The organism is Nocardia sp. NPDC051756, assembly GCF_040681495.1.
Lineage (GTDB): Bacteria > Actinomycetota > Actinomycetes > Mycobacteriales > Mycobacteriaceae > Nocardia.
Map to the genome: position 1 here is coordinate 1,092,719 of NZ_JBFAYV010000003.1, position 24,049 is coordinate 1,116,767.

The 24,049-nt window shown below is 67.8% G+C and carries 26 protein-coding genes and 1 tRNA gene; 19 read left to right on the forward strand and 8 right to left on the reverse strand.

Annotated elements, in window-relative coordinates; genetic code table 11:
* Positions 1 to 11: 11 nt before the first annotated feature.
* Entirely contained in the window at positions 12 to 758 is a 747-nt protein-coding gene (locus AB0M22_RS16575; protein WP_364726653.1) for an oxidoreductase, read from the forward strand.
* A gap of 512 nt (positions 759 to 1,270) precedes the next feature.
* On the opposite strand, the gene AB0M22_RS16580 is transcribed toward AB0M22_RS16575, so the two are convergent.
* Positions 1,271 to 2,077 (reverse strand): HAD-IB family hydrolase, encoded by an 807-nt coding sequence (locus AB0M22_RS16580; RefSeq protein WP_364726656.1) that lies wholly within the window; start codon positions 2,075 to 2,077, stop codon positions 1,271 to 1,273.
* A gap of 450 nt (positions 2,078 to 2,527) precedes the next feature.
* On the opposite strand from AB0M22_RS16580, the gene ssd reads away from it, so the two are divergent.
* The 7 genes from ssd to AB0M22_RS16615 all read left to right on the forward strand — a co-directional run bounded on the left by ssd (position 2,528) and on the right by AB0M22_RS16615 (position 8,015).
* Entirely contained in the window at positions 2,528 to 3,640 is a 1,113-nt protein-coding gene (ssd, locus tag AB0M22_RS16585; RefSeq protein WP_364726658.1) for a septum site-determining protein Ssd, read from the forward strand.
* A 133-nt stretch (positions 3,641 to 3,773) separates the two neighbouring features.
* Positions 3,774 to 4,958 (forward strand): TadA family conjugal transfer-associated ATPase, encoded by a 1,185-nt coding sequence (locus AB0M22_RS16590; RefSeq protein WP_364726661.1) that lies wholly within the window; start codon positions 3,774 to 3,776, stop codon positions 4,956 to 4,958.
* Between the two features lie 149 nt (positions 4,959 to 5,107).
* On the forward strand, positions 5,108 to 5,746 hold the full coding sequence (locus AB0M22_RS16595) for a type II secretion system F family protein (RefSeq protein ID WP_364726664.1): 639 nt from the start codon (positions 5,108 to 5,110) through the stop codon (positions 5,744 to 5,746).
* A 303-nt stretch (positions 5,747 to 6,049) separates the two neighbouring features.
* Complete coding sequence (locus AB0M22_RS16600; RefSeq protein ID WP_364726667.1) at positions 6,050 to 6,673, forward strand: type II secretion system F family protein; 624 nt, start codon at positions 6,050 to 6,052, stop codon at positions 6,671 to 6,673.
* Between the two features lie 393 nt (positions 6,674 to 7,066).
* Positions 7,067 to 7,231 carry a DUF4244 domain-containing protein gene (locus AB0M22_RS16605; RefSeq protein WP_364726995.1) on the forward strand — a complete coding sequence of 55 codons (165 nt, stop codon included), beginning with the start codon at positions 7,067 to 7,069 and terminating at the stop codon, positions 7,229 to 7,231.
* Positions 7,232 to 7,284: 53 nt separating this feature from the next.
* A complete protein-coding gene (locus AB0M22_RS16610; protein WP_364726670.1) occupies positions 7,285 to 7,599 on the forward strand; it encodes a TadE family type IV pilus minor pilin in 315 nt (104 codons plus the stop codon).
* Between the two features lie 20 nt (positions 7,600 to 7,619).
* Entirely contained in the window at positions 7,620 to 8,015 is a 396-nt protein-coding gene (locus AB0M22_RS16615; RefSeq protein WP_364726997.1) for an Rv3654c family TadE-like protein, read from the forward strand.
* Between the two features lie 314 nt (positions 8,016 to 8,329).
* Here the strand turns inward: AB0M22_RS16615 and AB0M22_RS16620 are convergent, their stop codons facing one another.
* Positions 8,330 to 10,696 carry a DEAD/DEAH box helicase gene (locus AB0M22_RS16620; protein WP_364726672.1) on the reverse strand — a complete coding sequence of 789 codons (2,367 nt, stop codon included), beginning with the start codon at positions 10,694 to 10,696 and terminating at the stop codon, positions 8,330 to 8,332.
* 436 nt (positions 10,697 to 11,132) lie between these two features.
* On the opposite strand from AB0M22_RS16620, the gene AB0M22_RS16625 reads away from it, so the two are divergent.
* The 3 genes from AB0M22_RS16625 to AB0M22_RS16635 all read left to right on the forward strand — a co-directional run bounded on the left by AB0M22_RS16625 (position 11,133) and on the right by AB0M22_RS16635 (position 15,138).
* Positions 11,133 to 11,339 (forward strand): cold-shock protein, encoded by a 207-nt coding sequence (locus tag AB0M22_RS16625; protein WP_011206895.1) that lies wholly within the window; start codon positions 11,133 to 11,135, stop codon positions 11,337 to 11,339.
* 376 nt (positions 11,340 to 11,715) lie between these two features.
* Entirely contained in the window at positions 11,716 to 14,568 is a 2,853-nt protein-coding gene (gene topA, locus AB0M22_RS16630; protein ID WP_364726999.1) for a type I DNA topoisomerase, read from the forward strand.
* 66 nt (positions 14,569 to 14,634) lie between these two features.
* The gene (locus AB0M22_RS16635) at positions 14,635 to 15,138 is read left to right on the forward strand and encodes a DUF664 domain-containing protein (RefSeq protein ID WP_364726675.1); all 504 of its coding nucleotides are present in this window, start codon (positions 14,635 to 14,637) and stop codon (positions 15,136 to 15,138) included.
* Positions 15,139 to 15,142: 4 nt separating this feature from the next.
* On the opposite strand, the gene AB0M22_RS16640 is transcribed toward AB0M22_RS16635, so the two are convergent.
* Complete coding sequence (locus AB0M22_RS16640; RefSeq protein WP_364726677.1) at positions 15,143 to 15,688, reverse strand: DJ-1/PfpI family protein; 546 nt, start codon at positions 15,686 to 15,688, stop codon at positions 15,143 to 15,145.
* 119 nt (positions 15,689 to 15,807) lie between these two features.
* On the opposite strand from AB0M22_RS16640, the gene AB0M22_RS16645 reads away from it, so the two are divergent.
* Both AB0M22_RS16645 and AB0M22_RS16650 read left to right on the forward strand, forming a co-directional pair.
* Positions 15,808 to 17,013, forward strand: a complete 1,206-nt coding sequence (locus tag AB0M22_RS16645) for a DNA polymerase III subunit delta' (protein ID WP_364726680.1) — start codon at positions 15,808 to 15,810, stop codon at positions 17,011 to 17,013.
* Between the two features lie 71 nt (positions 17,014 to 17,084).
* Positions 17,085 to 17,160 (forward strand) — tRNA-Thr (locus AB0M22_RS16650).
* Positions 17,161 to 17,208: 48 nt separating this feature from the next.
* Here the strand turns inward: AB0M22_RS16650 and AB0M22_RS16655 are convergent.
* On the reverse strand, positions 17,209 to 17,424 hold the full coding sequence (locus AB0M22_RS16655) for a hypothetical protein (protein WP_364726683.1): 216 nt from the start codon (positions 17,422 to 17,424) through the stop codon (positions 17,209 to 17,211).
* A 239-nt stretch (positions 17,425 to 17,663) separates the two neighbouring features.
* On the opposite strand from AB0M22_RS16655, the gene AB0M22_RS16660 reads away from it, so the two are divergent.
* From AB0M22_RS16660 to AB0M22_RS16670, 3 genes are all read left to right on the forward strand, one after another.
* Entirely contained in the window at positions 17,664 to 18,083 is a 420-nt protein-coding gene (locus AB0M22_RS16660; protein WP_364726686.1) for a YciI family protein, read from the forward strand.
* A gap of 15 nt (positions 18,084 to 18,098) precedes the next feature.
* Complete coding sequence (locus tag AB0M22_RS16665; protein WP_364726688.1) at positions 18,099 to 19,382, forward strand: sigma-70 family RNA polymerase sigma factor; 1,284 nt, start codon at positions 18,099 to 18,101, stop codon at positions 19,380 to 19,382.
* A gap of 129 nt (positions 19,383 to 19,511) precedes the next feature.
* Positions 19,512 to 20,165 (forward strand): Uma2 family endonuclease, encoded by a 654-nt coding sequence (locus AB0M22_RS16670; RefSeq protein WP_364726692.1) that lies wholly within the window; start codon positions 19,512 to 19,514, stop codon positions 20,163 to 20,165.
* A 59-nt stretch (positions 20,166 to 20,224) separates the two neighbouring features.
* On the opposite strand, the gene AB0M22_RS16675 is transcribed toward AB0M22_RS16670, so the two are convergent.
* The 4 genes from AB0M22_RS16675 to AB0M22_RS16690 form a co-directional block, all read right to left on the reverse strand.
* The gene (locus tag AB0M22_RS16675; RefSeq protein WP_364726695.1) at positions 20,225 to 20,599 is read right to left on the reverse strand and encodes a hypothetical protein; all 375 of its coding nucleotides are present in this window, start codon (positions 20,597 to 20,599) and stop codon (positions 20,225 to 20,227) included.
* Positions 20,600 to 20,843: 244 nt separating this feature from the next.
* Complete coding sequence (locus AB0M22_RS16680) at positions 20,844 to 21,134, reverse strand: antibiotic biosynthesis monooxygenase (protein WP_364726698.1); 291 nt, start codon at positions 21,132 to 21,134, stop codon at positions 20,844 to 20,846.
* Positions 21,135 to 21,268: 134 nt separating this feature from the next.
* Positions 21,269 to 22,321, reverse strand: a complete 1,053-nt coding sequence (locus tag AB0M22_RS16685; RefSeq protein ID WP_364726701.1) for an alpha/beta hydrolase — start codon at positions 22,319 to 22,321, stop codon at positions 21,269 to 21,271.
* A 241-nt stretch (positions 22,322 to 22,562) separates the two neighbouring features.
* Positions 22,563 to 22,844 carry a hypothetical protein gene (locus AB0M22_RS16690; RefSeq protein WP_364726704.1) on the reverse strand — a complete coding sequence of 94 codons (282 nt, stop codon included), beginning with the start codon at positions 22,842 to 22,844 and terminating at the stop codon, positions 22,563 to 22,565.
* 75 nt (positions 22,845 to 22,919) lie between these two features.
* Between AB0M22_RS16690 and AB0M22_RS16695 the strand changes: the two genes are divergently transcribed.
* The 3 genes from AB0M22_RS16695 to AB0M22_RS16705 are packed head-to-tail and all read left to right on the forward strand — an operon-like array spanning position 22,920 to position 24,049.
* A complete protein-coding gene (locus AB0M22_RS16695) occupies positions 22,920 to 23,297 on the forward strand; it encodes a glyoxalase superfamily protein (protein WP_364726707.1) in 378 nt (125 codons plus the stop codon).
* Between the two features lie 43 nt (positions 23,298 to 23,340).
* Complete coding sequence (locus tag AB0M22_RS16700) at positions 23,341 to 23,805, forward strand: DUF2752 domain-containing protein (RefSeq protein WP_364726710.1); 465 nt, start codon at positions 23,341 to 23,343, stop codon at positions 23,803 to 23,805.
* A gap of 55 nt (positions 23,806 to 23,860) precedes the next feature.
* Positions 23,861 to 24,049: a hypothetical protein gene (locus tag AB0M22_RS16705; RefSeq protein ID WP_364726713.1), complete on the forward strand. Its 189-nt coding sequence runs from the start codon at positions 23,861 to 23,863 to the stop codon at positions 24,047 to 24,049.

Genomic DNA, 24,049 nt, shown 5'->3' on the forward strand with positions numbered 1-24,049 from the left:
CCTCGTTAACCGTGACCGATCCGCTACAGCCCCTCGTCGACCTGCCCGGCGTCCGCGCCGCCGCCGACCGTGCCCGCGACGCGCTCGCCGAGGTGCACCGGCACAAGGCGAATCGGCGCGGCTGGCCGACCACGGCCGCCGAGGCCGCGGTGCGTGCGGCCCGATCCTCCGCCGCCATCGACGGCGGCAGCACCGAGCTGCCCGCCGACGGTCAGGTCGGTGATCCGATCCTGGCCGGATCGTTGCGCGTCGGGCAGGCCCTCGACGGTGACGCGCTGCGCAATCTGGTGGGCACCTGGCAGCGGGCGCCGTTGCAGGCGCTGGCCCGGCTGCATCTGCTCGCCGCCGCCGATCTGGTGACCGACGAGGGGGCGCTCGGCCGGCCGCGCGCGGATGCCGGTGTGGCGGAGCGGTTGGACCTGTTGGTGCAGGCGGTGCTCGGGTCGAGTGCGCCCGCGCCGGTGATCGCGGCGGTGGTGCACGGGGAGCTGCTCGCGTTGCGGCCGTTCGGGACCGCCGACGGCGTGGTGGCGCGGGCGGCGTCGCGGCTGGTGGCCGTGTCGAGCGGGCTGGATCCGCACAGTCTTGGCGTGCCCGAGGTTTTCTGGCTGCGGCGCCGGCAGGCGTATCTGGAGGCCGCGGCGGGCTTCGGCAGCGGTGCGGTGGACGCGGTCGGCAGCTGGGTGATGCTGTGCTGCGGTGCGCTGGAGGACGGTGCGCGGGAGGCCACGTCGATCGCCGATTCGGCGTCGGGATAAGGCTTCGGACATCAAAACGGGCGGCGTTGTCGTTGTCGACCTCGCCGCCCGCGTAGCACGGACTACCCGGTTACCAAGCGTGCTGGGTGGGTTGTGTTCTTGCGGCCTCGGCGATAGTCCGAACTCCGACGGTTCATCCCCGCAACCTGTGCGAGGCCCTCGCCGACGAAGACCCGGATTTCGCAGGCCCACAACGCTTCTGCCCTTGTCGCGGCGCGCTCCGCGTGGGTGCCTGGTGCCCGTGCTGGGAAGGGTGGTTGGGAGACGGAACCTTCTCTTCCGGTCCTGCCTTGGCCTTCCGACCTTCCGTAGTTACCTTTCTACCCTGTGACGGCCCTCACATCAAGGGGTGGTAAGACATTCGATATTCGGCGTGTCGATCGGCGTTTCGTGGTTCAATACCTGGTCGCGAGTTATTTCGCGTTCCGTCAGCAAACCCCCGTGGCAAGCACCCCGCTCTCGCTCGAGCAGCAGGAGGCGGTGTGCCGTGCGCCGTGCGCCGTGGCTAAGGCTCAGTTGCGCCGGCGCAGCAATCGATAACTGATCGCGCCGGCCAGCAGCGCGCTCAAGCCGACCACCGCGGTCGCGGCAAGGGTGGTGGACGAGGGCGCCTGGAAGCGGGCCCACAGCGACACCGGATTCGAAAAGGTCAGGATCGGCCAGTGTTTGGCGATCGCCTCGCGGCGCAGGTTGCGATCCGGATTGACCGCCGTCGGATGGCCGACCGCGCTCAGCAGCGGCAGATCGGTCACCGAGTCGGAGTACGCGTAACAGCGCGCGAGGTCGTAACCCTCACTGGCGGCGAGCTTTTCGATCGCCGCGACCTTGCCCTCGCCGTAGCAGTAGAACTCGACCTCGCCGGTGTACTTGCCGTCCTCGACCACCATCCGGGTGGCCGCGACGTGCGAGGCGCCGAGCACCTCGGCGATCGGGCCGACGATCTCCTCGCCCGAGGCCGACACGATCACCACGTCGTGGCCCCGGATCTTGTGGTCGGCAATGAGATCGGCCGCCTCGGCGTAGATCAGCGGGTCCACCAGCTCGTGAAGCGTCTCCGCCACAATGGTTTTCACCTGCTCCACGTCCCACCCGGCGCACATGTTCGTGAGATGCGCGCGCATCCGCTCCATTTGGTCGTGGTCGGCGCCGGAGAGCATGAACAAGAAGTGGGCGTAGCTGCTTTCGAGCACGTCACGGCGATTCAACAGGCCCTGCGCGTAGAACGGCTTGCTGAACACGAACGTGCTCGATTTCGCGATCACGGTCTTGTCGAGATCGAAGAAGGCGGCGACGCGTCCGTGCGCGGTGGGTGAGTCCACCCGACCAGCATAGGCGTACCTCCGCGGGCGCTCCGGCCGTGCGCGGAGTACCGGTCGTCCGCGTGCGGAACTGGGGACCGAGTGGGGACGACGCGGCTATCGATCATGGCCGCCCCCGAAGCCGCATCCGCGACCGCGAGCGGGGAGTTTGCCCCGCAGCCGCGGAGCCCGTAATCGCCGTAAAGTTCTGCCGCGACAGACTTGCGTTGTGGGCGGGGCTTGGGTGTAGTATTGCTAGCACCTGGACATAGTCCAGGCGCGTTCAGCCCGACCCCCCGGGGCTGAACCCGACGGCCCCAGCCTCCTCCCCCCCCGGCTGGGGCCGTCCTCTATTCAAGGGACGGTTCGCATCCCCTCCCGCAGACACAAAAGTTCTGCACACCCCCGAGTTATCCACAATCGGCACATCGCCTCTTCTGCCGTCGCCCGATCTCGGCAACGCTCAGCCGCATGAATCTTGAAGTGGCGCCGGACAACAGCAGCCCGCCACCGGCCCTCGTGCTCCTGCCCGACCCCCGGCTGCGCGACGAGGTCCGTCGCGTCGCCGCCGCGGCCGAACGCGGCCTGGACGAACGTGCACTGCCCGTCGGCAGGCACGCGTGGACCGGAGCACCCCTGGTGATCCTGGACACAACCACGGCGCGCGCAGCCGCCGAAGCCGGATATCTACGCCGCATCGGGGTCGTGCTGGTCACCGAGGGCGAACCGGCGCTGCTCGACTGGCAGGCCGCCGCGGCCGTCGGCGCCGAGCGGGTCATCGCGTTGCCCGGAGGCGCCGAGGGACTTGTCGAGATGTTTGCTGAGTACGGCGAACACCGCACCGGAGACGGTGTCGTGGTGGCCGTGGCGGGTGCCGCCGGCGGTGCCGGAGCGTCGACTCTGGCCGCCGCGCTTGCGCTGCGATCGGCCGCCGAGGGGTTCCGTCACGACACCGTCCTGGTCGACGGCGCACCCCTCGGCGGCGGCCTCGACCTGCTGCTCGGCATCGAATCGAGCACCGGCCTGCGCTGGCCCGACCTGGTCGTCGAAGACGGCAGAGTCGCCGCCGCCGCCCTGCACTCCGCCCTCCCTACGGCGGCCCCCGGCCTGGCCGTCCTCGCCTGCGGCCGCTGCGGTGCGGGCCGGTTGCCACGCGAGATCGGCCCCGCCGCCGTCCGCGCCGTCATCGAAGCAGGCCGTGCCGCAGGCGATTTGGTGGTTTGCGACATTTCCGGCGAACGCGGCCCGCACGCCGACCAAATGCTCGACTCCGCCGACCTCGTCGTCCTGGTCGTCCCCGCCCGAATCCGCGCCGTCGCCGCCGCCGAATCCGTCTCCGCCCACATAGGCCGCCGAAACCCCAACCAGGGCTTGATAGTCCGTGGTCCGGCCCCCGGCGGACTGCGCGGACCGGAGGTCGCCGAAGTTCTCGACCTCCCCCTGCTCGCCGCCGTCCGCGCCCAACCCGGGCTGGCCGCTCGTCTGGAACGTGGCGGGTTGACCGTGCACCGCCGCGGACCATTGCGCGACGCGGCCGACGCGGTCCTCAGTGTGTTGAGTGCGCCGGCTGGACAGCGGCGATGAGCGCGGGGGAGACGCGTCGGCACGGTGGCACCGCGACCGACTGGCGAACGATTCTGGCGATGCACGGTCGTCGAGTGCGGCTCGATGACATGGCATTTCACGGTATCCGCCCGACGGTGGGGCGGGGGCGGCGATGAGTGCGTTGGTGACGTCGGAGTTGTTGGATCGGGTGCGGGAGCGGTTGTCCGGTGGGGCGGGGGATCCGGAGCCGGCGCAGGTTGCGGCGGCTATTCGGGCTGAGGCGGGTGGGGTGCTCGGGGATACGGATCTGCTGCGGGCGTTGCGGTTGTTGCAGACCGAGATGACCGGGGCGGGGGTGCTCGAGCCGTTGCTGCATGATCCTCGGGTCGCCGATGTGCTGGTGACCGGGCCGGATGCGGTGTGGATAGATCGTGGGCACGGTCTGGAGAAGACCTCGATCACCTTTCCGGACGAGGCGGCGGTGCGCCGGCTCGCGCAGCGGCTCGCCCTCTCTGCCGGTCGGAGGCTTGATGACGCGCAGCCGTGGGTGGATGGCAGGTTGTCCGGAACCGGAGCGGCACTGGGCGATTCGTTCGGTGTGCGACTGCATGCTGTGCTCGCGCCGGTGGCTCACGGCGGCACCTGCCTGTCGCTGCGCGTGCTGCGTCCCGCCACTCAAGGCTTGGACGCGTTGGCGGCGGCAGGCGCGGTACCGGCCGACGCAAAGCTCTTGCTGGAGCGAATCATTGCGGCGCGCCTGGCGTTCCTGGTGGTCGGCGGCACCGGCGCGGGCAAAACGACGCTGCTGTCCGGCCTGCTGGCCAAAGTGGGACCGAGCGAGCGAATCGTCTGCGTGGAGGACGCTGCCGAACTCGCCCCACCACACCCGCACGTCGTGCGACTCGTCGCGCGCACCGCGAACGTCGAGGGCGTCGGCGCGGTCACCGTCCGCGACCTGGTGCGCCAGGCCCTGCGCATGCGCCCGGACCGCATCGTCGTCGGCGAGGTCCGAGGTGCCGAGGTCGTAGATCTACTGACCGCGTTGAACACGGGCCACGACGGCGGCGCCGGCACAGTCCACGCGAACTCCCCACAGGAAGTCCCCGCCCGCCTGGAAGCCCTTGCGGCCCTAGGCGGAATGGACCGAGCCGCTCTCCACAGCCAACTGGCCGCCGCCGTCCAGGTAGTCCTACACGTCCACCGCCGCCCCGACGGCTCCCGCGGCCTCCGCGAAATCGGACTCGTCCACCGCGACGAATCCGGCCACGTCCACATAACCCCCGCCTGGCACACCTCCGCCCCGACCCCCGCCGTCCACGACCTGACCCAACTCCTCGACGAAAGGCTCGCCCGGTGACCGCTGCGTTGATGTGTCTCGCGCTCGCTTTGCTCACGGCGCCTGCCGCGGCGTCGCGTCGGCGGTTCGAGGGACTGTTCGCTGGACCTGTTGTGGCGCGAAAGGTTCAGCGCGACAGGGTGCTTCAGTTTGCTGCCGGCGGTGGAGTGGTGGCCGTTCTGGTGTTCGGGGTCGGGGCGTTTCTTGCGGCGGCGATGGTGGTTGGGACGGTGGGGTTTCGGGTTCGGCGAGGGGGTCGGGATCGGCGTCGGAGTGCCGAGTGCGCCTACCTGCTGGATGCGTTGGAGGCGGTGATCGGGGAGTTGCGGGTTGGCGCGCATCCGAGTGCGGCGGCGGAGGTGGCGGCGAGTGAGGCGCGGGGTGAATCCGCGAAGGCTTTCGCGGTGAGTGCTGGGCGCAGTCGGTTGGGTGGTTCGGCGGCGGAGGGGCTGCGACAGGCGGATTCGATTGTCGCGGGGGAGTTGTCGCGTATTGCCGACGCCTGGCAGGTGGCGGAGCGGCACGGACTGGCGCTTGCCGAACTGTTGTCCGCGGCGCGCACAGACCTGGTGGGGCGCATCCGTTTTCATGGACGCACAACCGCAGCTCTTGCCGGCCCACGCGCGACCGCCGGCGTCTTGGCGGCGCTCCCACTGCTCGGCATCGGGCTCGGCCAACTGATGGGTGCCGCGCCATTGCACGTGCTGTTCGCTTCGTCCGCCGGCACCATCCTGCTGCCACTGGGTGCCGCCCTCGCCTGCGCCGGCTTGCTGTGGACCGACGCCATCACCCGAAAGGTCCTCGTATGAAGCAACTTTGTGCAGGCATGCTTGCTCGCGAGCGCGATCGGTCGGGGAGTTCCGCCGCCCAGCCGGTGGCGCTGCACCGGCATCGACTGGCCCCTGAAGCAACTCCACGCCCAGGACCGCGAGGCCTTGCCCGTCTGGGCGATGGTTCGGGGCGGAGACGTCGACCGGTGGACACCGCATCGGGTTTCGCAGGCAGAGCTAGTTCGGTGGGTCCGGCGTGCGCGACGTACTTCGGTCTAGCCGACGGGACTTGCCTTGTGCTCGAAGCACATTCATGTCGTGACATGTGTGAGGAGGTTCTGGGTGGAGCTGACCGCGGGTTATCCGGTGTTGCCGATCCTGTTGATTGCGGTCGCGCTGATTCTGTTGCCCGGCCGGGTCGCGGTGAGTCGTCGGTTGCGGGCGCTGTGGCAACCAGGGGTGGCGCGCGCGGCAAAGCCGGTGTCGAAGCGGCAGCTCGATCCGCTGGCCTCGGCGTCGGTGTTCGATCTGCTTGCCGCGTGTCTGCGCGCCGGATTGCCGATGGCGGGCGCGGCCCGCGCGGTGGCGCCGGGCGCGCCGGAGGTGTTGGGGGACGCGCTGCGCCGGGCCGCGGATCTGCTCGCGCTCGGTGCGGATGCCGCGACAGCGTGGGAGCGGACGGCGGAAGACAGGGTTGGGCAACCGGGTGCCGAGGAGGTCGAGTCGTTGGCGCGGATGGCGCGGCGATCGGCGCGGTCGGGCGCCTCGCTGGCGGTCGCGGTCGGGGAGTTGGCCGAACAGCGTCGGGCGGCGGTCGAGGATGCCGCTGCGGCGCGAGCCGAGCGGGCCGGAGTGTTGATCGGTGGTCCGCTCGGCCTCTGCTTCCTCCCCGCCTTCGTCTGTCTCGGCATCGTCCCCGTGGTGATCGGCCTGGCCGGCCGGGTGCTCGGCGGTGGACTCCTGTGAACGACCTTCGGCGAGGCCGACACCCCTCGCGCGTAGACGGACCCGAAACGACGTCGAGGTGGAGTCGTGAACCAGGGAGTCGGCGCCGGAGCAATGCCTGCGCGGACTGCCGGGCCGGGTGCTCGGCGATCGACTGCCGTGGACGAGCTTTCGCGGGCAAGTCGACAACCCTCTTGTGCCGCTGCGCCTCGCGGCGACGAGGTGAAGTCATGAGTCGGCTGGTCGGCGTGGCGAGGGTCGTGCACGCACGGCGTACCCAGCCCAGTGGAACACACCTGTGCGGATCGGCCGTGCGGGATGAGATGAGAGGGGAATCAGGTGGGGATCGAGCGAATGGCGAGCCACGCGATCCACGGATCGAGGGCTGTATATACGGAGCTGCGTTTGCGAGTCATGCACGTGGTGGTCGCGGACGATGGGATGAGTACGGCGGAGTATGCGATCGGAACGATCGCTGCCGCGGCGTTCGGGGCGGTGCTGTACGGGGTGGTGACCGGGGACAGCATTGTGAACGCGCTGACGAAGATCATCGATCGGGCGCTCAACACCGCTGTCTAGTGGGGTTGATAAACCGTTGCAGGGCAACGAGTCTCGGCGCTGACCGGGGTTCGGTGACGGTGGAGGCGGCCATCGCGCTCGCGACCCTGATCGTCGCTGTTGCGCTGTGCGTCGGGGCTTTGCTGGCGGCGTCGACGCAGGTGCGCTGCGTCGACGCCGCTCGCGAGGCGGCGCGCCTGTCCGCGCGCGGCGATGAAGCGAACGCGATCTCGGCGGCCCGCCGCGTGGCGCCGCCGGCCGCGGACATCTCAGTGCGTAGTGAGGGCAATCACGTGATCGCCCGAGTCACCACGCGAGCGCCGCTCCTACCGCTGCTGACCCTGCATGCGGACGCCATCGCATCCCGTGAACCAGGAACGACCCCGTGAGCGGGCCAACCGGGCACCGTGTGGCGGATCGTCGAAGCCGGACGGCCCGAACGCGCACAGTCACGAACCTGCGAGCCGACGACGGTGCAGCGACAGTGTTCGCCTGCCTCGCGCTGGCCGGCCTCATCGCGGCAACGCTGATGATCGGGCAGGTCGGTGTGGTGGTTGTCACCCGGCATCAAGCGCAGGCCGCCGCCGATTTGGCTGCGCTCGCAGCGGCGGGCGCATTGACCGAAGGGGCCGATGCGGGATGCGCGGCAGCGAGCGAAGTCGCGCGCCGGATGGGAACGCGCATGCAAGAGTGTGAAGTCGCCGAGTGGGACGCCACTGTGATTGTTAACAGGAATGTACCAATGAGTCTGTTAGTCGTCAGCACGGTGCGCGCAGTGGCACGCGCCGGACCCGTTGAAGACTGAGAGAAACCTAAGTGCGGACGCACCCGGATGCCGTTGTCGCGAGTAGCGGAAATCGGCAATTGCCCTGGCCGTTTAATTTCAGACGGCACAATTGTCCGCAGGCGTGCGGATAAAGTATCTAATGAATGCGCATGTACGCAGGCGGCGATGTGGCAATAGCGCAGTTAACCTGAATACATTCCTCTTTATTCGGCCGTGGCTCCTGGACCGACGTCCAGCCGGGCCGTCCGACGTCGCCGCCGTGTTCACGCAGGTCAGGTCGATATCTGGGCACGCGTCGAGCTCGGCCCCGTCACGAACCGAGCTCGACGATGTCACCTGACGGACAGCTCGGCCAGCACCGCGGTGAGTAATCGTGCGGCGCAGGCCTTGTCGAGCGGATGGTTCCCGTTCCCGCACTTGGGCGACTGCACGCAGGACGGGCAGCCGGCCGCGCACCCGCAGGACTCGATCACCGCGAGGGTCGCCGAGAGCCAACGCTGCAACTGGGCGAACCCCCGCTCGGCGAACCCCGCACCACCTGGTTGACCGTCGTAAACGAACACCGTCGGCAGCCCGGTATCCGGATGCTCGGCGGTGGAAACCCCGCCGATATCCCACCGATCGCAGGTCGCCACCAGCGGCAACAGCCCGATCGCCGCATGCTCGGCGGCATGCAGCGCGCCCGGCACGTCCGCCGGGTCGATCCCGGCCAGCGCCAGCAACTCCGGACTGACCGTGTACAGCACCGCCCTGGTCACCAGCGTGTGCTCGGGCATATCGAGTTCGACCAGATCGAGCACCTCGCCGCTGACCAGTGTCCGCAGATACCCGACCACCTGACTGGTCACCCTGACCTGCGCCAACGCCGTCATCACCCGGCCGTGAACGCGCTGCTCGGTCAACTCATCGATGGCAATCGAGGTGACCGACCGAGCGCTGGTGGTCCACCCCGGCTCAGCGGCGTGCACGAACGCGACACCATCCTCGAGCTCCAGCTCATCGACCACAAAGGTCTCCCCTTGATGCAGATGAACCGCCCCCTGATGCAGCGTCGCCGGTGCCCGCCCGGCATCGGCCGTGCCGAGCAATCGGCCCGTCTCCCCATCGACGATCGCCACCGGCGTACCGATCCCGCCGCGCACATCGACGGCGTCGTGCGGCTGCGTCTCCGCGGTGACGTACCAACGCCCCCGGTCCTCGCCCCCCACCCGCCGCCTGATCAGCCCTTTCTCAGCCAGCCCGGTGAGCACCTCGAGCGCACCGAGCTCGTCCACCTCGGCGTCGGTGAGCGGCAGTTCCAAGGCGGCACAGAGCAATTGCGGCCCCAGTACATAAGGGTTGCGCGGGTCGGTGATGGTCGCCTCGACCGGCTTGTCCAACAGCGCTTCCGGATGATGCACCAGATAGGTATCCAGCGGATCGTCCCTGGCCACGAGCAGAACCAACGACCCCTGGGTACGTCGCCCAGCCCGCCCCGCCTGCTGCCAGAACGACGCGACCGTCCCGGGAAAACCGCAGATCACCACCGCATCGAGCCCCGCGATATCCACCCCGAGCTCGAGCGCGTTGGTGGTCGCCGCCCCGAGCAGCGAACCATCCGACAGCGCCGTCTCCAGCGCCCGCCGATCCTCCGCGAGATACCCGGCCCGATAGGCGGCGACCCGCTCGGCCAGGTCCGGATCGACCTCGCTCAACAGCCGCCGCGCATCCATCGCGGTCAGCTCGGCCCCGCGCCGCGACCGCACGAAAGTCAGCGTCCGCGCGCCCTCCACCACCAGGTCCGCCATGATCCGCGCGGCCTCCGTGGTGGCCGCCCGCCGGACCGGTGCGCCGTTTTCCCCGGTCACCGTGGTGAGTAGCGGCGGCTCCCACAACGCGACGGTGCGCGGCCCCTGCGGCGACCCGTCTTCCGTGACCGCGACGCACGGCGCCCCGATCAGCCGAGCGGCCGCAGCCGCGGGCTCGGCAGTGGTCGCCGAGCACAGGATGAACACCGGATCGGCCCCGTACCGTGCGGCGATCCGCCGCAACCTGCGCAGCACCAACGCCACGTGCGATCCGAAAACCCCGCGATACGCATGGCATTCGTCGACCACCACGTACTGCAACCTGCGCAGCACCCGTGCCCAGCGCTGATGCGAGCGCAGGATCCCCACATGCAGCATGTCGGGATTGGTGAAAACCCAGCGTGTGTTGGCCCGCACCCACTGCCTGATCTCGGCCGGCGTATCGCCGTCGTAGGTTGCTGGGTGAATATCGCGGAGCGGTCCCTCATGGGTCAGCGCGCCGACTGCCCGCAGTTGATCGGCGCCGAGCGCTTTGGTCGGTGACAGATAAATAGCCGTGCCCCGCGGATCGTCGCGCAGCGCGGTCAATACCGGCAGTTGATAACCCATCGACTTGCCGGACGCGGTCCCGGTGCTGACCACGACGTGCGCGCCGCCGTGGGCGAGGTCGGCGGTGCGGGTCTGATGACTCCACGGCGCGTCGACTCCGGTGTCCTGTAATGCCGAGATCACTTCCGGCGATGTCCAATCGGGCCAGGTGGTGACCTCGGCGGCGCGTGCAGGTAGCTCTACGACATGGGTCAGCCGGGGGTCGTCGGAAGGGTCTCCGGCTAGGACACGATTCAGCAACGATGTCCCGTAGCCGAGGCCGTTGTTCGGCGTTGTCCGGGCGGTCGAGTTCGCCGGATTCATGCGGCGCGCGCCGCGACACGCTGAGAAAGTGTGAAACGTGCGCGGTTAGGAAGCCCTACCTGCCAATTCGATACCAAATAGCGACCTGGGTCACAGGCTGTTTGCCATACGCACACTCGGTTATCGGGAGGCAAACGAACCTCAAGTCTGGATTCTGGCATTGTGTCCCTCACCTGCGCATTCGCAAGATCAACTTTTTTGCAAATTGTCGGTAACTCGACTGTTGAATTGCTCGAAGACATGGTTCACTGGTTCCTGGTCGCAAGCTTCTGTGTTCGAGGGTCGGATCCAAAGTCCAAACCGTCAGCAGGATCGATGTTGCGAACGGTGTGCTTGGTGCTTTCCTGCAGGGGGAACCAACAGTACAGCGGTCGGAACGGGCCCGGTGGACGAACCCAGTTGTCCGCCGTTCCGGTAAGAAAAGAGAAGGAACAGAATGGCACAGGGAACTGTGAAGTGGTTCAACGCGGAGAAGGGGTTCGGCTTCATCGCGCCCGAGGACGGCTCCGCTGACGTCTTCGTCCACTACTCCGAAATTCAGGGGTCGGGCTTCCGCACCCTCGAAGAGAACCAGAAGGTCGAGTTCGAGGTCGGCCAGGGCACCAAGGGCCCGCAGGCCACCGGAGTTCGCGCGCTCAGCTGAGCGACGCAATCCAACTCTCGTCCCTCACCGCCGGTAACCCGGGGGTGGGGGACGAGCTATATCTAGGGCAAAGACACACCCGGGTGACTCGGGTCGGAGACTGGTGAACACGCCGTGGCACAGCCGGGGCCTGAACACAAGGCATACTGAGTCGCAGTGACGCGCGTACGCTCTGTGGTTCAAGTCGCAAGCACTCGACCACACGTAGCGTCAAGGTATAAACGTGTCTGGTGGCGACGCCCAGCCGTCGTCCCCGCTTGCCCCAGCCGCGCACAGCGCCGAAAAGCGCCAACGCGGGTCGACAGGAAAGGTGTATTCGCCGGTGGCAACACGAGACCGCGGTGCAGCCGACCAGGGCCGTCCCCTGCGTCGTCTCGTGATCGTCGAGTCCCCAACCAAGGCCCGAAAAATCGCGCCCTACCTAGGCCGTAACTACACGGTCGAGGCCTCGGTGGGACATATCCGGGACTTGCCACGGGGAGCGGCGGACGTTCCCGCCAAATACAAGGGTGAGTCCTGGGCGCGCCTCGGCGTCGACGTGGACCACGACTTCGAGGCCATCTATGTGGTGAGCCCCGATAAGAAGGCCAAGGTCGCCGAGCTCAAGAGCTTGCTGAAGGACGCCGACGAGCTCTACCTCGCCACCGACCCCGACCGGGAGGGCGAGGCGATCGCCTGGCACCTCCTGGAAACGCTCAAGCCCAAGGTCCCGGTCCGGCGCATGGTCTTCCACGAGATCACCGAGCCCGCCATTCAAGCGGCCGCGGCCGACACGCGAGACCTGGACAACGATCTGGTCGACGCGCAGGAGACCCGCCGCATCCTGGACCGGCTCTACGGCTACGAAGTCAGTCCGGTGCTGTGGAAGAAGGTCATGCCCCGGCTCTCCGCCGGTCGCGTGCAGTCGGTCGCCACCAGGGTGATCGTCCAGCGCGAGCGCGAACGGATGGCCTTCCGCTCGGCCGAATACTGGGACATCGCCGCGAAGCTCGACGCGGGCCCCGGCGAAGACGGCGACACCAGCAACCCGCGGACCTTCGGTGCGCGGCTGGTGAATGTCGCAGGCGCGCGCGTCGCGACCGGTCGTGACTTCAGCTCGGACGGTCAGCTCAAGACCGCGTCCGGCGTCGTCGTGCTGGACGAGGGCTATGCCCGCCGCTTGGCGCAGGCGCTCGACGGCGCCGACCTGGTGGTCTCCTCCGCGGAGGCCAAGCCGTACACCCGCAAGCCGTATCCGCCGTTCATGACCTCGACGCTGCAGCAGGAGGCCGGGCGCAAGCTGCGCTTCAACTCCGAGCGCACGATGCGGGTCGCGCAGCGGCTGTACGAAAACGGCTACATCACCTATATGCGTACCGACTCGACCACGCTGTCCGAGTCGGCTATCGCCGCGGCCCGATCGCAGGCGACCCAGCTGTACGGCGCCGAGTACGTGCATCCGACCCCGCGGCAATTCACCCGCAAGGTGAAGAACGCGCAGGAGGCCCACGAGGCGATCCGCCCGGCCGGCGACACCTTCGCCACCCCGGGCCAGCTGCACGCGCGGCTGGACAACGACGAGTTCCGGCTCTACGAGATGATCTGGCAGCGCACGGTCGCCTCGCAGATGGCCGACGCCAGGGGCACCACGCTGACGTTGCGCATCACCGGCACCGCCACCACCGGCGAGGAATGCGTGTTCTCCGCGTCGGGTCGCACCATCACCTTCGCCGGCTTCCTCAAGGCCTACGTGGAGAGCGTGGACGAGGAGGCGGGCGGTCAATCCGACGACGCCGAATCCCGGCTGCCCGCGCTGGCCGAGGGCCAGGGCGTCACCGCGGTCGAGCTGAATCCCGATGGGCACAGCACGAATCCGCCCGCGCGATACACCGAAGCCTCGCTGATCAAGACGCTCGAAGAGCTCGGCATCGGCCGCCCGTCGACCTACGCGTCGATCATCAAGACGATTCTCGACCGCGGCTATGTGTACAAGCGCGGTAGCGCGCTGGTGCCGTCGTGGGTGGCGTTCGCCGTAATCGGTTTGCTGGAAGAGCATTTCGGCCGGTTGGTCGACTTCGACTTCACCGCGGGCATGGAGGACGACCTCGACGCCATCGCCGGCGGTCGCGAGCAGCGCGGAAGTTGGCTGTCCAGCTTCTATTTCGGCGGCGAGACCGGCGCCGAGGGTTCGGTCGCGCGGTCCGGCGGTCTGAAGAAGATGGTCGGCGAGCGGCTCGACGACATCGACGCGCGAGAAATCAACTCCATCAAGCTCTTTGCCGATGACGAGGGCCGCGACGTGGTCGTCCGGGTCGGCCGGTACGGGCCGTACCTGGAGCGAATGGTCATCAATCCCGATGACCCCGAAGGCAATTCGGTCTCGCAGCGGGCCAACCTGCCCGACGATCTGCCGCCGGACGAGCTGACCATCGAGGTCGCCGAGAAGCTGTTCTCGACGCCGCAGGAAGGCCGCTCACTCGGCATCGATCCGACGTCCGGGCATGAAATCGTCGCCAAGGAAGGACGTTTCGGCCCGTACGTCACCGAGGTGCTGCCCGAACCCGCCGCCGATGAGACCCCGGCGCCCGCCAAGAAAACGGCGAAGAAGGCGGCCGCGCCCAAGCCGCGCACCGGGTCGCTGTTCAAGTCGATGGAACTGGCGAGCGTCACCCTCGACGACGCACTCAAGCTGCTGTCGTTGCCGCGCGTGGTCGGTGCCGATCCGGCCTCCGGCGAGGAGATCACCGCGCAGAACGGCCGTTACGGCCCATATCTGAAGAAGGGCACCGATTCTCGCTCGCTCACCAGTGAGGATCAGATCTTCGACGTCACGCTCGACGAGGCGCTGAAGATCTACGCCGAGCCGAAGCGGCGCGGGCGGCAGGCCTCGGCCACGGCGCCGTTGCGCGAGCTGGGCAACGACTCCGCATCCGGTCAGCCGATGGTGATCAAGGACGGACGTTTCGGTCCGTACGTCACCGACGGCGAGACCAATGCCACCCTGCGCAAGGGCGACGAGATCGAGTCCATCACCCCGGAGCGGGCGATGGAGCTGCTCGCGGATCGACGTGCACGCGGACCGGTGAAGAAGAAGGCCGCGGCCAAGAAGGCGCCCGCCAAGAAGACCGCGGCGAAGAAAACCGCGGCCAAGAAGGCCACCGCGAGCAAGTCGACGACCACCAAGACGGTCGCCAAGAAGACCGCCGCGCAGAAGACGGCGGCGAAGAAGACCGGCGTCGGGAAGTCCTGAGTTCGCGGGTCGGGCGGACCACCGTAATCTACGGTCCGAGTGCTCGACCCGCGAAAGGATCCACCCATGGCCGACCAGGAACGCGAAGACCTGATCAGCATTCTCGCCGACCAGCGCGATCTGTTCCGAATCACGGTGCGCGGCATCGATGACGAGCAGGCACGCAGGCGCACCACAGCCAGCGAACTGACCCTCGGCGGACTGCTGCACCACCTGATCAACTGTGAGCGGCACTGGACCACCGTGCTCATCGAGCGGGACGAGACCGCGGAACTCGATGCCGCGCAGTTCGACGGCGAGTACGTGATGGCCGAGGGCGAGACCGTCGCAGGCCTGCTCGCCGAGTGGGACGCGGTCGCGGCGGCGACGGCGGAGCTGATCCGCACCGTGGACAGCCTGGACACCTCGGTCCCGACGCCGACCGCCCCCTGGTCACAGGAACGGATCTGGTGGACCGTGCGCTACACGCTGCTGCACATCCTGCGGGAGATCGCGCACCACTCCGGGCACGCCGACATCATCCGCGAAGAACTCGACGGCGCGAACAGCACCTACTCGCGGATCGCGTAACGCGCTATTTGCCCAGCACCCTGAGGAATTCGCGCATCCAGGCCGGGTGGTCGGGCCAGGCGCGGCCGGTGACGATGTTCTCGTCGACGTAGGCCTCGCTGTCCACGAACTTGGCCCCGGCCGCCTCGATGTCCGGGGCCAGCGCCGGGTACGCGCTGCACGAGCGGCCGACCAAAACGCCTGCGGCAGCGAGGATCAGCGGTCCGTGGCACAGCGCGGCGATGGGCTTGCCCGCCTCCGCGAAGTGCCGGGCCAGGCGCTGGCAGTCCGGGTTGTTGCGCAGGTACTCCGGCGCCCGGCCGCCCGGCACCACCAGCGCGTCGTAGGTGGCCGGATCGACGTCGGCGAACGCGACATCGGCCGGCCAACTGTGCCCGAGCTTTTCGGTATAGGTATCGAAGCCGTCGACGAAGTCGTGCACCACGAACTGCAACTTCTTCACAGCCGGGGCCGCGATGTGCACCTCGTGGCCCTCTTCCAGCAGACGCTGATACGGGTACATGACCTCGAGGTCTTCGGCCGCATCGCCGGTGATCAACAGAATTCTCACAGTGATTCCACCTCCTTCTCGAGGATCCGCCCGGCCGGCGGCGTGGTCAATACCGGTCCGCGCGTCGCCCGGACCCGACCGGGCGATCCGTGTCGGTGCGGGCCGCTAGGGTGTACGGCGTGGCAGGTGTCTTCGATCGGTTGGTCGGCCAGGAGGCGGTCGAGTCCGCGCTCACGACTGCCTCGGTCGCGGCCCGGGCGGAGGTCGTCCAGGGGGCGATGACGCACTCGTGGCTGTTCACCGGGCCGCCCGGATCGGGCAGATCCGTTGCGGCACTGTGCTTTGCGGCCGCGCTGCAGTGCACCGATCCCGGCATGCCCGGCTGCGGTCACTGCCATGCCTGCACCACCACCATGGCGGGCACGCACGGTGACGTGCGCCGGGTGATCCCGGAGGGGCTGAGCATCAGCACCAAGGAGATGCGCGAGATCGTGCAGATCGCCTCGCGCAGGCCGAGCACCGGTCGGTGGCAGGTGGTCGTCATCGAGGACGCCGACCGATTGACCGAGGCCGCGGGCAACGTGCTGCTGAAGGTGGTCGAGGAGCCGCCGGACCGGACGGTGTTCCTGCTCTGCGCGCCCTCGGTCGACCCCGAAGACATCTCGGTGACCCTGCGTTCGCGGTGCCGGCACGTCCATCTGGTAACGCCTTCGGTGCCCGCCATCGCGCGGGTGCTCCGTGAACGCGACAACCTCGACGAGAAGACCGCGAACTGGGCGGCTTCGATCTCCGGCGGACACGTCGGCCGGGCTCGCCGCCTGGCCACCGACGCCGAGGCGCGTGAACGTCGGCAACGCGCACTCGCCCTGGTCGCCGCCGCCTCGAAACCCGGTGCCGCCTATGCCGCCGCCGACGAACTGGTCAAGGCCGCCGACGACGAAGCCAAACAGATGAGCGCCGGCCGCGACGACCGCGAGCGCGAAGAACTGGCCACCGCGATGGGCGCGGGCGGCACCGGCAAGGGTGCCGCGGGCGCCACCCGTGGTTCGGCCGGCGTGCTGAAAGACCTGGAACGCCGGCAGAAGTCACGCGCCACCCGCACCGGCCGCGACTCGCTCGACCGCGCCCTCATCGACGTCGCCGGGGTCTACCGTGACGCCCTCGCCGTCCGCTTCGGCGCCGCCCGCAACGGCTCCGGCGTAGCCCTCACCCACCCCGACCTGTCCGACCAGATCCACGACCTGGCCGACCGTGTCCGTCCCGAGGGCCTGCTCAAATCCATCGACGCCGTCCTGGCCTGCCGCGAAGCCCTCGACGTCAACGTCAAACCCCGCTTCGCCCTGGCCGCCCTGGCCGCCGCCTTGACCGCCGCCCAAACCACCTGACCCCGCCCCGGTGACCACCCGTTTTCGCGATCCAGCCCCCGAGACGATAGACTCGCCACGCCGAAAGGCACGCCGCCTTAGCTCAGTCGGTAGAGCGCTTCACTCGTAATGAAAAGGTCGCGAGTTCGATTCTCGCAGGCGGCTCCAGCCCGATAACCCCTGCATGCGGATTCGCATGCAGGGGCTTTTTCGTTCTTACTCCGTGTCGTCCTTGCTGTAGTACACCGTGATCGACGGCCAGTTGCCGTCCGCGGTGGCCTCGGTGTGCAGGATCAGATCCGCCACCGTGACGGGGCCGAGGGTCTCGATCGTGGACGCGATGGTGCGCAGCAGGGCCGGCACATCCCCTTGGCCAGGGCCGGCGGGATTCGCCTGGGAGAAGTGCAGTGCCTTGTAGTCGGTTGATGTCATGGATCCCCCTGGTTCGACTTCTTGCGTCCGCGCTTCGACTCAACGGATGCCAGCGTAGTTTTCGGCCTGCTTGATCTGCCGCGCAGTGGCGCTCGTTCGACCGGCGTTCTCGGTGCAACAGCCGACAGTCGCGCACCTCCGAAAAGAAATTTTGGGGGCGTGTCGATCTTTGGTGACCTCCGTTCGACCTAAGAGTGAAAGGGTCCACAGGGGACCCGGATGAACCGAGGAGACGAACCATGAAGTACATGCTGGTGATGCGCGCGACGGATGAGGCGTACGCGGGGATGGGGGAGGTCGACTTCGAGAAGATGCTGGAGATCGTTGGGGAGTTCAACGAGGAGCTGATCCGGGCCGGGGTGCTGCTCGCGGCCGAGGGGCTGGTGGACGCGGCCGAGGGTGTGGTGGTCGATTACTCCGCCGAGCAGCCCATCGTCACCGACGGCCCCTACGGTGAGACCAAGGAGCTGTTCGGCGGCTTCTACATTCTCAACGTGGCGTCGAAGGAGGAGGCGATCGAGTGGGCCAAGCGCATGCCGATGGCCGGGCCGGGATTCAAGACCGAGATCAGGCGGGTCGCCTCGATCGACGAATTCCCGCAGGACAACGAGTGGGTCAAGAAGGAGCGGGAGTGGCGCGAAGCCACCGGCCAGCTCTGACCGGGACGGCGGGCGATGGCCGAACACACTGGTCGTGAGGCCGTCGCCGCCGTCTGGCGGATCGAATCCGCGCGGATCGTCGGCGCGCTGGCGCGCTACACCGGCGATTTCTCGCTCGCCGAGGACCTCGCGCAGGAGGCGCTGGCCGAAGCGCTGGTGACCTGGCCACGCGACGGGGTGCCGAACAATCCCGCGGGCTGGCTGCTCACCGTCGGCCGGCGGCGCGCCATCGACGCGTTCCGGCGGCGCTCGGCCCTCGACGACCGGTACACGGCCCTCGCCCACAATCTGGGTGAGGGCGGTGCCGTGTCGGGCAGCGAACCGCCCGAGCCGACGGCGGCCGGTGACGTGCTGTGGGATCCGGACCAGATCGATGACGACATCCTGGCGCTGATGTTCATCTCCTGTCACCCGACGCTGTCCAGGGACGCCAGGGTTGCGCTCACGCTGCGCGTCGTCGGCGGTCTCACCAGCGACGAGATCGCCAAGGCGTGCCTGGTGCCGACGGCGACCGTGCAGGCGCGGATCACCCGGGCGAAGAAGACGCTGGCCGCGGCCAGGGTGCGGTTCGAGGTGCCGTCCGCGCAGGAGCGGGAGGCGCGGCTCGGATCCGTGCTCAACGTGGTGTATCTGATCTTCACCGAAGGATCGTCGGCCAGTTCCGGCAGCGAGCTGATCCGGTCCGAGCTCGCCGGCGAGGCACAGCGACTGGCCCGGGTGCTCTCCCGGTTGGTGCCGAACGAGCCTGAGGCACAAGGACTTCTGGCCCTGCTCGAGCTCACCGCGGCACGTTTTCCGGCCCGCACCGGACCGGATGGGCACCCGGTCCTGCTGGCGGACCAGGACCGTCGCCGCTGGGATCGCGCCGCAATCCGCCGTGGCCGTGCGGCTTTGGATCGCGCGGTGCGGGTAGGACGAGGTCTCGGCGCCTACGGTCTACAGGCTGCGATCGCCGAATGCCATGCTGTCGCACCGTCGGTCGAGGAGACAGCATGGGAACGCATCGTGCTGCTCTACGAAGCCCTCGGCCGCCTGACCCCCTCCCCGGTCGTCGACCTCAACCGCGCGGTAGCGGTATCCATGGCCCAGGGCCCAGCGGCCGCACTACTGATCGTCGACGAATTATCCTCCGCCCCAGAACTTTCCGGCACCCACCTGCTCCCGAGCGTCCGCGGCGAACTCCTGATCCAACTAGGCCGAAATTCGGAAGCCCGCACCGAACTGACCCACGCAATCACCTTGTGCGGCAACGCTCGCGAACGCGCAGTCCTATCCGCCAAACTCGCCGGCTTGGACTAACCGTCGATGGCCCGTCGTACGGGACATCATGGCGCTGACCCGCCACGGCAGCCGTCATCAGGTCCCGTTCGGCGACGTGGCAGGCAAACTCCCTGGTTAGGCGGGCAGTTGGACCATTATCATTGCGGCATGTCTCTCCCGAGCATCGAGCGGCCCGACCTCCCCGAGTTCATGACCTGGGAGGAGTTGCAGCTTCTCCCTGAGGAGGTCGCCGAGCAGATCGAGCTATGGGACGGCCGGGTGGTGTGGGTCCGCCGTGGCCCCGCTGAACATCAGACATTCATGCGCCGTTTGACCAATGCCATCGAGCGGTGCGCATGGAAGGTCATGTCGGAGAGCCCGGAGCATTGCTGGCAGGTCAATCTCGAGACCAATGTCTTCTTGGGCGTCAGCGGGAAGTCGAATTTTCTGACGCCCGACTTCCTCGTTCACCGCTGCCTGGGCTCCGCATACCAAGATGTACGTGCCGCAGAGGTTCTGCTGGTCGGTGAGGTGTTGTCCCCGTCCAACACGCAGACCGACGTCGAGGCCAAAAAAGGCAGGTATGCCGGTGCAGGGATCCCCTGGTACTGGGAAGTCAGGTTGGCGCCTGAGTCGAGTGCCATTGCCACGGTTCGTGCCTACGCACTCGAGTCGGGGCATGGGCACCTGCCGACCGGGGTGCATCCGCTACGCACGAACAATTACCTGCTTGCCGGCGAATGGACCCATGCCGACGAGGCGGGCATCGAGATCGAGTTCCCGTTCTCGATCGCCATCCCATGGACTGAGCTCGAATTCTGACCAAGCTCGTAGAACGGGACATGAGCGGCCGTCGTCATGTCCCGTCCGGTAAGAGGGGTTCAGCGGGGGCAGTGGACGGTGTAGTTCCAGTCGGTGCCGCCTGGGCCGGTGACGCGGACGAGTACGGCGGTTGCGGTGCCGGGCGGGATGTTGATCACGGCTGAACCGGTGCCTTCGTTGATGTCGTCGCCGATGTAGCCGGTGTTGTGGACGCGGGCGCCCTGGTAGAAGACCTCGATCTGGTCGGGGATGTTGAAGGTTTCGTAGGACAGGACGAACGAGGCCGGTCCGGGGCGGCCGAGTTGGTGCATCGTGTTGGTGACGCCTGGGCCACCGGCTTGGGTCGATTGGTTGCACTGCTGGGTCGGCGGGGCGGGGGTGCCGGGGCCGCTACCCGCTGCCGCTGCTGCCGGGTCCGCCGCCGCTGCTGCCACTCCCGCTGCCGCTGCTACCCGACGGCGGGGCCGCGGACACGCCCGCGGCCGCCGCCATGGTTACCGCTGCCGCCAGGACGACTGCCGTTGCTGCCTTGCGAATGCTGAAAGATCGAAAATCTGAAGTACTCAACGTATTTCCTTAACAAAATGTTTGGGGAATGTACGTTGGACACGATTCCATCGGGATCGGTCGGCGGATATCCGCTGTTCAGGGGACAGTTGTTCAGACGACAGCGTCGGCTCAGTCGAAGGGCGGGCGTTCGTCGGTGACGGTGTACTGCATGACGTAGTTGCTCTTGATATCGATAGCGAGGTCGGGGGCGTTGGCCACCGCGCGCCAGGCTTCGAGGTTTTCCGGGGTGTCCCAGCGTTCGAAGACGTTCACCCGGGCCGGGTCGACGGGGTCGGCGGTGATGGCGCAATCCAGGCAGCCGACGGCGGATCGGCAGCGGCTGAGCAGGTCCCGGAAGGCGCTGACGTACGTGTCCCGCTGGACGGGGTCGACTTCCGCATAACCGGCGATGATCAACATTCGCGAAACCTCTTCTGCTGACGGGTGATTGCCTGCTCAGCAGTAAGGACGATCTCGCGGCGGAGAACTCATCGGTGCGTGGGTGTTGCTCCTGGGCCGGGCGCCGTTGACCGGCCCAGGAGAACGTTCAGGGGTCAGCCCGCGACGGCGGTGCGCTGCGTGGCCTGCTGGGCGACCAGCTCGAGTTCGGCGTTGAAGCGGTCGGCGGCCTCGATATTGCCGAGGTGGCCGGTCGGCCAGGTGTGGTAAGCGGCGAGATGGCCGGTGCGGGACAGGGTGTCGGCGATCCGGCGGGCCATCCGCTCCGGCAGCAGCCGGTCGAAACTGCCGGAGATGACCGTGGTGGGGATGGTCAGGTGTGCGGCGCCGTCGCTGACGTCGAGGTCGGCCAGGGCGGCGGCGTGCTTGCCGCGGGCCAGCGGACGACAGGAGCGAACGATGCCGAGGGCGAAGTTCACCTCGTCGGCGGAGGCGTGCTTGCTCATCACCCGGTCCTTGAGCACCGCGCTGACCAACCAGCCGCCGGGCAGCGGGACCGGGCTGGTCAGCACGGTCTCGGAGACGAAGGTCGGCAGGCGCAGCGGGGCGCCGAGCACGGTGACGGGCTTGTTCTGCACGATGAGCTGCTTGTTCAGCAGCGGGAGCAGGTCGGTGTCGTAACGGATGTTGCCCGCGGTGGTGTTGAGCAGGATGGCGGCGGACGCGCGGCGGGCGACCTGCTCGGGATAGCGAGCGGCCCACGCCTGCACGGTGATTCCGCCCATGCTGTGGCCGGCGAGCACGGCGCGCTGGCCGGGGCGCAGGGTCGCGTCGAGTACGGCGGACAGGTCGTCGGCCAGGGTGTCCCGGCTCGGCATGCGCCGGCCGAGCTCGCTGGCGCCGTGCCCGCGCTGGTCGTAGCAGACCACCCGATACCGATCGGCGAACGCGTTGATCTGCGGATTCCAGTACTCGATGCTGCAACTCCAGCCGTGGATCAGCACGATCACCTCGCCGTCGGCGGGGCCGTACGCGTGCACCCGCAGGCGGGCGCCGTCCACGGTGGTGACCGGGATGACTTCCAGGGGAGCGGTAGGAGCGTTCAACGACGCGGTCCGGAAGGTGCGTGATCGCAATCCGGCGCGGTAACCGGCGGTCAGGGCGCCATTACGCGCGTCCGCCAAAGTCTTCATCGACTTCACCAGCATCGGGCACTCCTTTGTGTCTGCCGCCACAGTACAGTGCAAGCTGAGTGCTTGCTAGTGCAAGCGCGCCGCAGCGGAACTTCTGGCTCGTAGGCTTGAATACCCGGAATTCGGTGCAGTGACACTGTCTGTTTTCACAAAGAATTAACGTCCGGAGCGGGCCTCTGCTGTCTTCATCGCTAATCGAGCAGGGTTGCGTTAGCCCGCGAAAGTGGCAATCCAGTAACGGTTTACGCGCACCCGCTCAGTTGGCGGAGTACAGCGCGGCGATCACCTCGGGGATCACCAGGCACACCTGGTCGTCCGGATGGAAGTCGCTCGGCACGTCGCTGCGGTTGGGTGCGCGGACGAACACCACGACCGAGGAACCGTCGCCGGGATCGATCTCGACCGCGACCATCCGCTGGCTGTCGTCGTCGAGATCGCGATGCCCGGGTGCGGACCAGTGCCCCACATGCCCGAATTCGAGCTTGCGAGTCGCGTTGATCGCGAATCCGTCGAGCCGGGTAGAACCAGCGGCATCCACAGCGGAAATCATACTCTACCTGCGTAAATAGCAAATATATTCGATCTTGTCGGACCCCGGTGCGATGATCGCCGGGTGGCTTCCGACGAGATCGGCTTCGCAGCTCCCATCCCCGTCCTGCGCATGTTCGACGCCGCGCGGGCATACGAGTTCTATTGCGATTACCTGGGTTTCACCGTCGACTGGGAACACCGGTTCGGCGACAACTTCCCGCTCTACGCGGAGGTCTCCCGGGGCGTGGCGAAACTACACCTCAGCGAGCATCACGGGGACGGCACACCGGGCACCGTCGTGTGGATGGCGGTGGCCGACGTCAAGGCGTGGTACGCCGAGCTGGCGGGGAAGGAATACCGCTACGCCAAACCGGGTCCGCCCGAGGACGGCCCGGGCGGCCTCGGCTTCGAGCTGATCGACCCGTCCGGCAACACCCTGCGCTTCGCCCAACCCGAGTAGGACCTGTGGCGGTGACCGGCGGCGCGCAGTTACCGTTGGTGCTGTGGACAGCACGCACGTGGCACCGGAACCGGCGGCGCACCAGCAATCAGCGCCCCCGACCAGGCAGGGTCTGCGTGGCATAGGGGTTCCGCTGCTGGTGGCGGGCGTGGGCATCGGGATCGGTGTGCTGCTGCACGTGCGCGACCCACATGTCGAAGGTTCCTATGGCGTGTGCCCGGTCTACGCGCTCACCGGATTCTGGTGCCCCGGCTGCGGCGGCATGCGGGCGATCCACAACCTGACCGACGGCAATCTGCTGGATTCGTTGCACAGCAACCTGCTTGCGATCCCGCTGGTGCTCGCGTTCGTCCTGTGGATAACCGACTGGACCCTGCGTGCCTGGCGCGGCCGGCGAATGCGCCTGCCCTCGATCAGCCGCGCCACGATGTGGACCTTCTTCGCGCTGCTGACCATCTACACCGTGCTGCGCAACACCCCGTGGGGAACCTGGCTCTCTCCGGTGTGATCCAACCCGGCGTGCCACCGCGATTCCGCCGCCGCGGACCGGGCAAGCTGCATCCATGAGTGATTCCCTGAAGGACCGGGTCCGCGCGAAGCTACTACGTCAACTCGCGGAAGACGGCGCACCGGACACCGAACAAGAAGACACCCGCCAGCTCTCGGTCGAATCCGACCTCGAGGCGCTCAACAGCGTCCCCGACGACGACCCCCTGGTCGAAGAACTCGCCTCGCGCTACCTGGTGTTCTGA

What these genes read in the sequence shown, in the direction of transcription:
- ssd (WP_364726658.1), top strand. Translation starts at nt 2,528, where the DNA reads ATGAATCTTGAAGTGGCGCCGGACAACAGCAGCCCGCCACCGGCCCTC.
- AB0M22_RS16590 (WP_364726661.1), top strand. Translation starts at nt 3,774, where the DNA reads ATGAGTGCGTTGGTGACGTCGGAGTTGTTGGATCGGGTGCGGGAGCGG.
- AB0M22_RS16605 (WP_364726995.1), top strand. Translation starts at nt 7,067, where the DNA reads ATGCACGTGGTGGTCGCGGACGATGGGATGAGTACGGCGGAGTATGCG.
- AB0M22_RS16620 (WP_364726672.1), bottom strand. Translation starts at nt 10,696, where the DNA reads ATGAATCCGGCGAACTCGACCGCCCGGACAACGCCGAACAACGGCCTC.
- AB0M22_RS16625 (WP_011206895.1), top strand. Translation starts at nt 11,133, where the DNA reads ATGGCACAGGGAACTGTGAAGTGGTTCAACGCGGAGAAGGGGTTCGGC.
- AB0M22_RS16635 (WP_364726675.1), top strand. Translation starts at nt 14,635, where the DNA reads ATGGCCGACCAGGAACGCGAAGACCTGATCAGCATTCTCGCCGACCAG.
- AB0M22_RS16655 (WP_364726683.1), bottom strand. Translation starts at nt 17,424, where the DNA reads ATGACATCAACCGACTACAAGGCACTGCACTTCTCCCAGGCGAATCCC.
- AB0M22_RS16660 (WP_364726686.1), top strand. Translation starts at nt 17,664, where the DNA reads ATGAAGTACATGCTGGTGATGCGCGCGACGGATGAGGCGTACGCGGGG.
- AB0M22_RS16665 (WP_364726688.1), top strand. Translation starts at nt 18,099, where the DNA reads ATGGCCGAACACACTGGTCGTGAGGCCGTCGCCGCCGTCTGGCGGATC.
- AB0M22_RS16670 (WP_364726692.1), top strand. Translation starts at nt 19,512, where the DNA reads ATGTCTCTCCCGAGCATCGAGCGGCCCGACCTCCCCGAGTTCATGACC.
- AB0M22_RS16680 (WP_364726698.1), bottom strand. Translation starts at nt 21,134, where the DNA reads ATGTTGATCATCGCCGGTTATGCGGAAGTCGACCCCGTCCAGCGGGAC.
- AB0M22_RS16685 (WP_364726701.1), bottom strand. Translation starts at nt 22,321, where the DNA reads ATGCTGGTGAAGTCGATGAAGACTTTGGCGGACGCGCGTAATGGCGCC.
- AB0M22_RS16705 (WP_364726713.1), top strand. Translation starts at nt 23,861, where the DNA reads ATGAGTGATTCCCTGAAGGACCGGGTCCGCGCGAAGCTACTACGTCAA.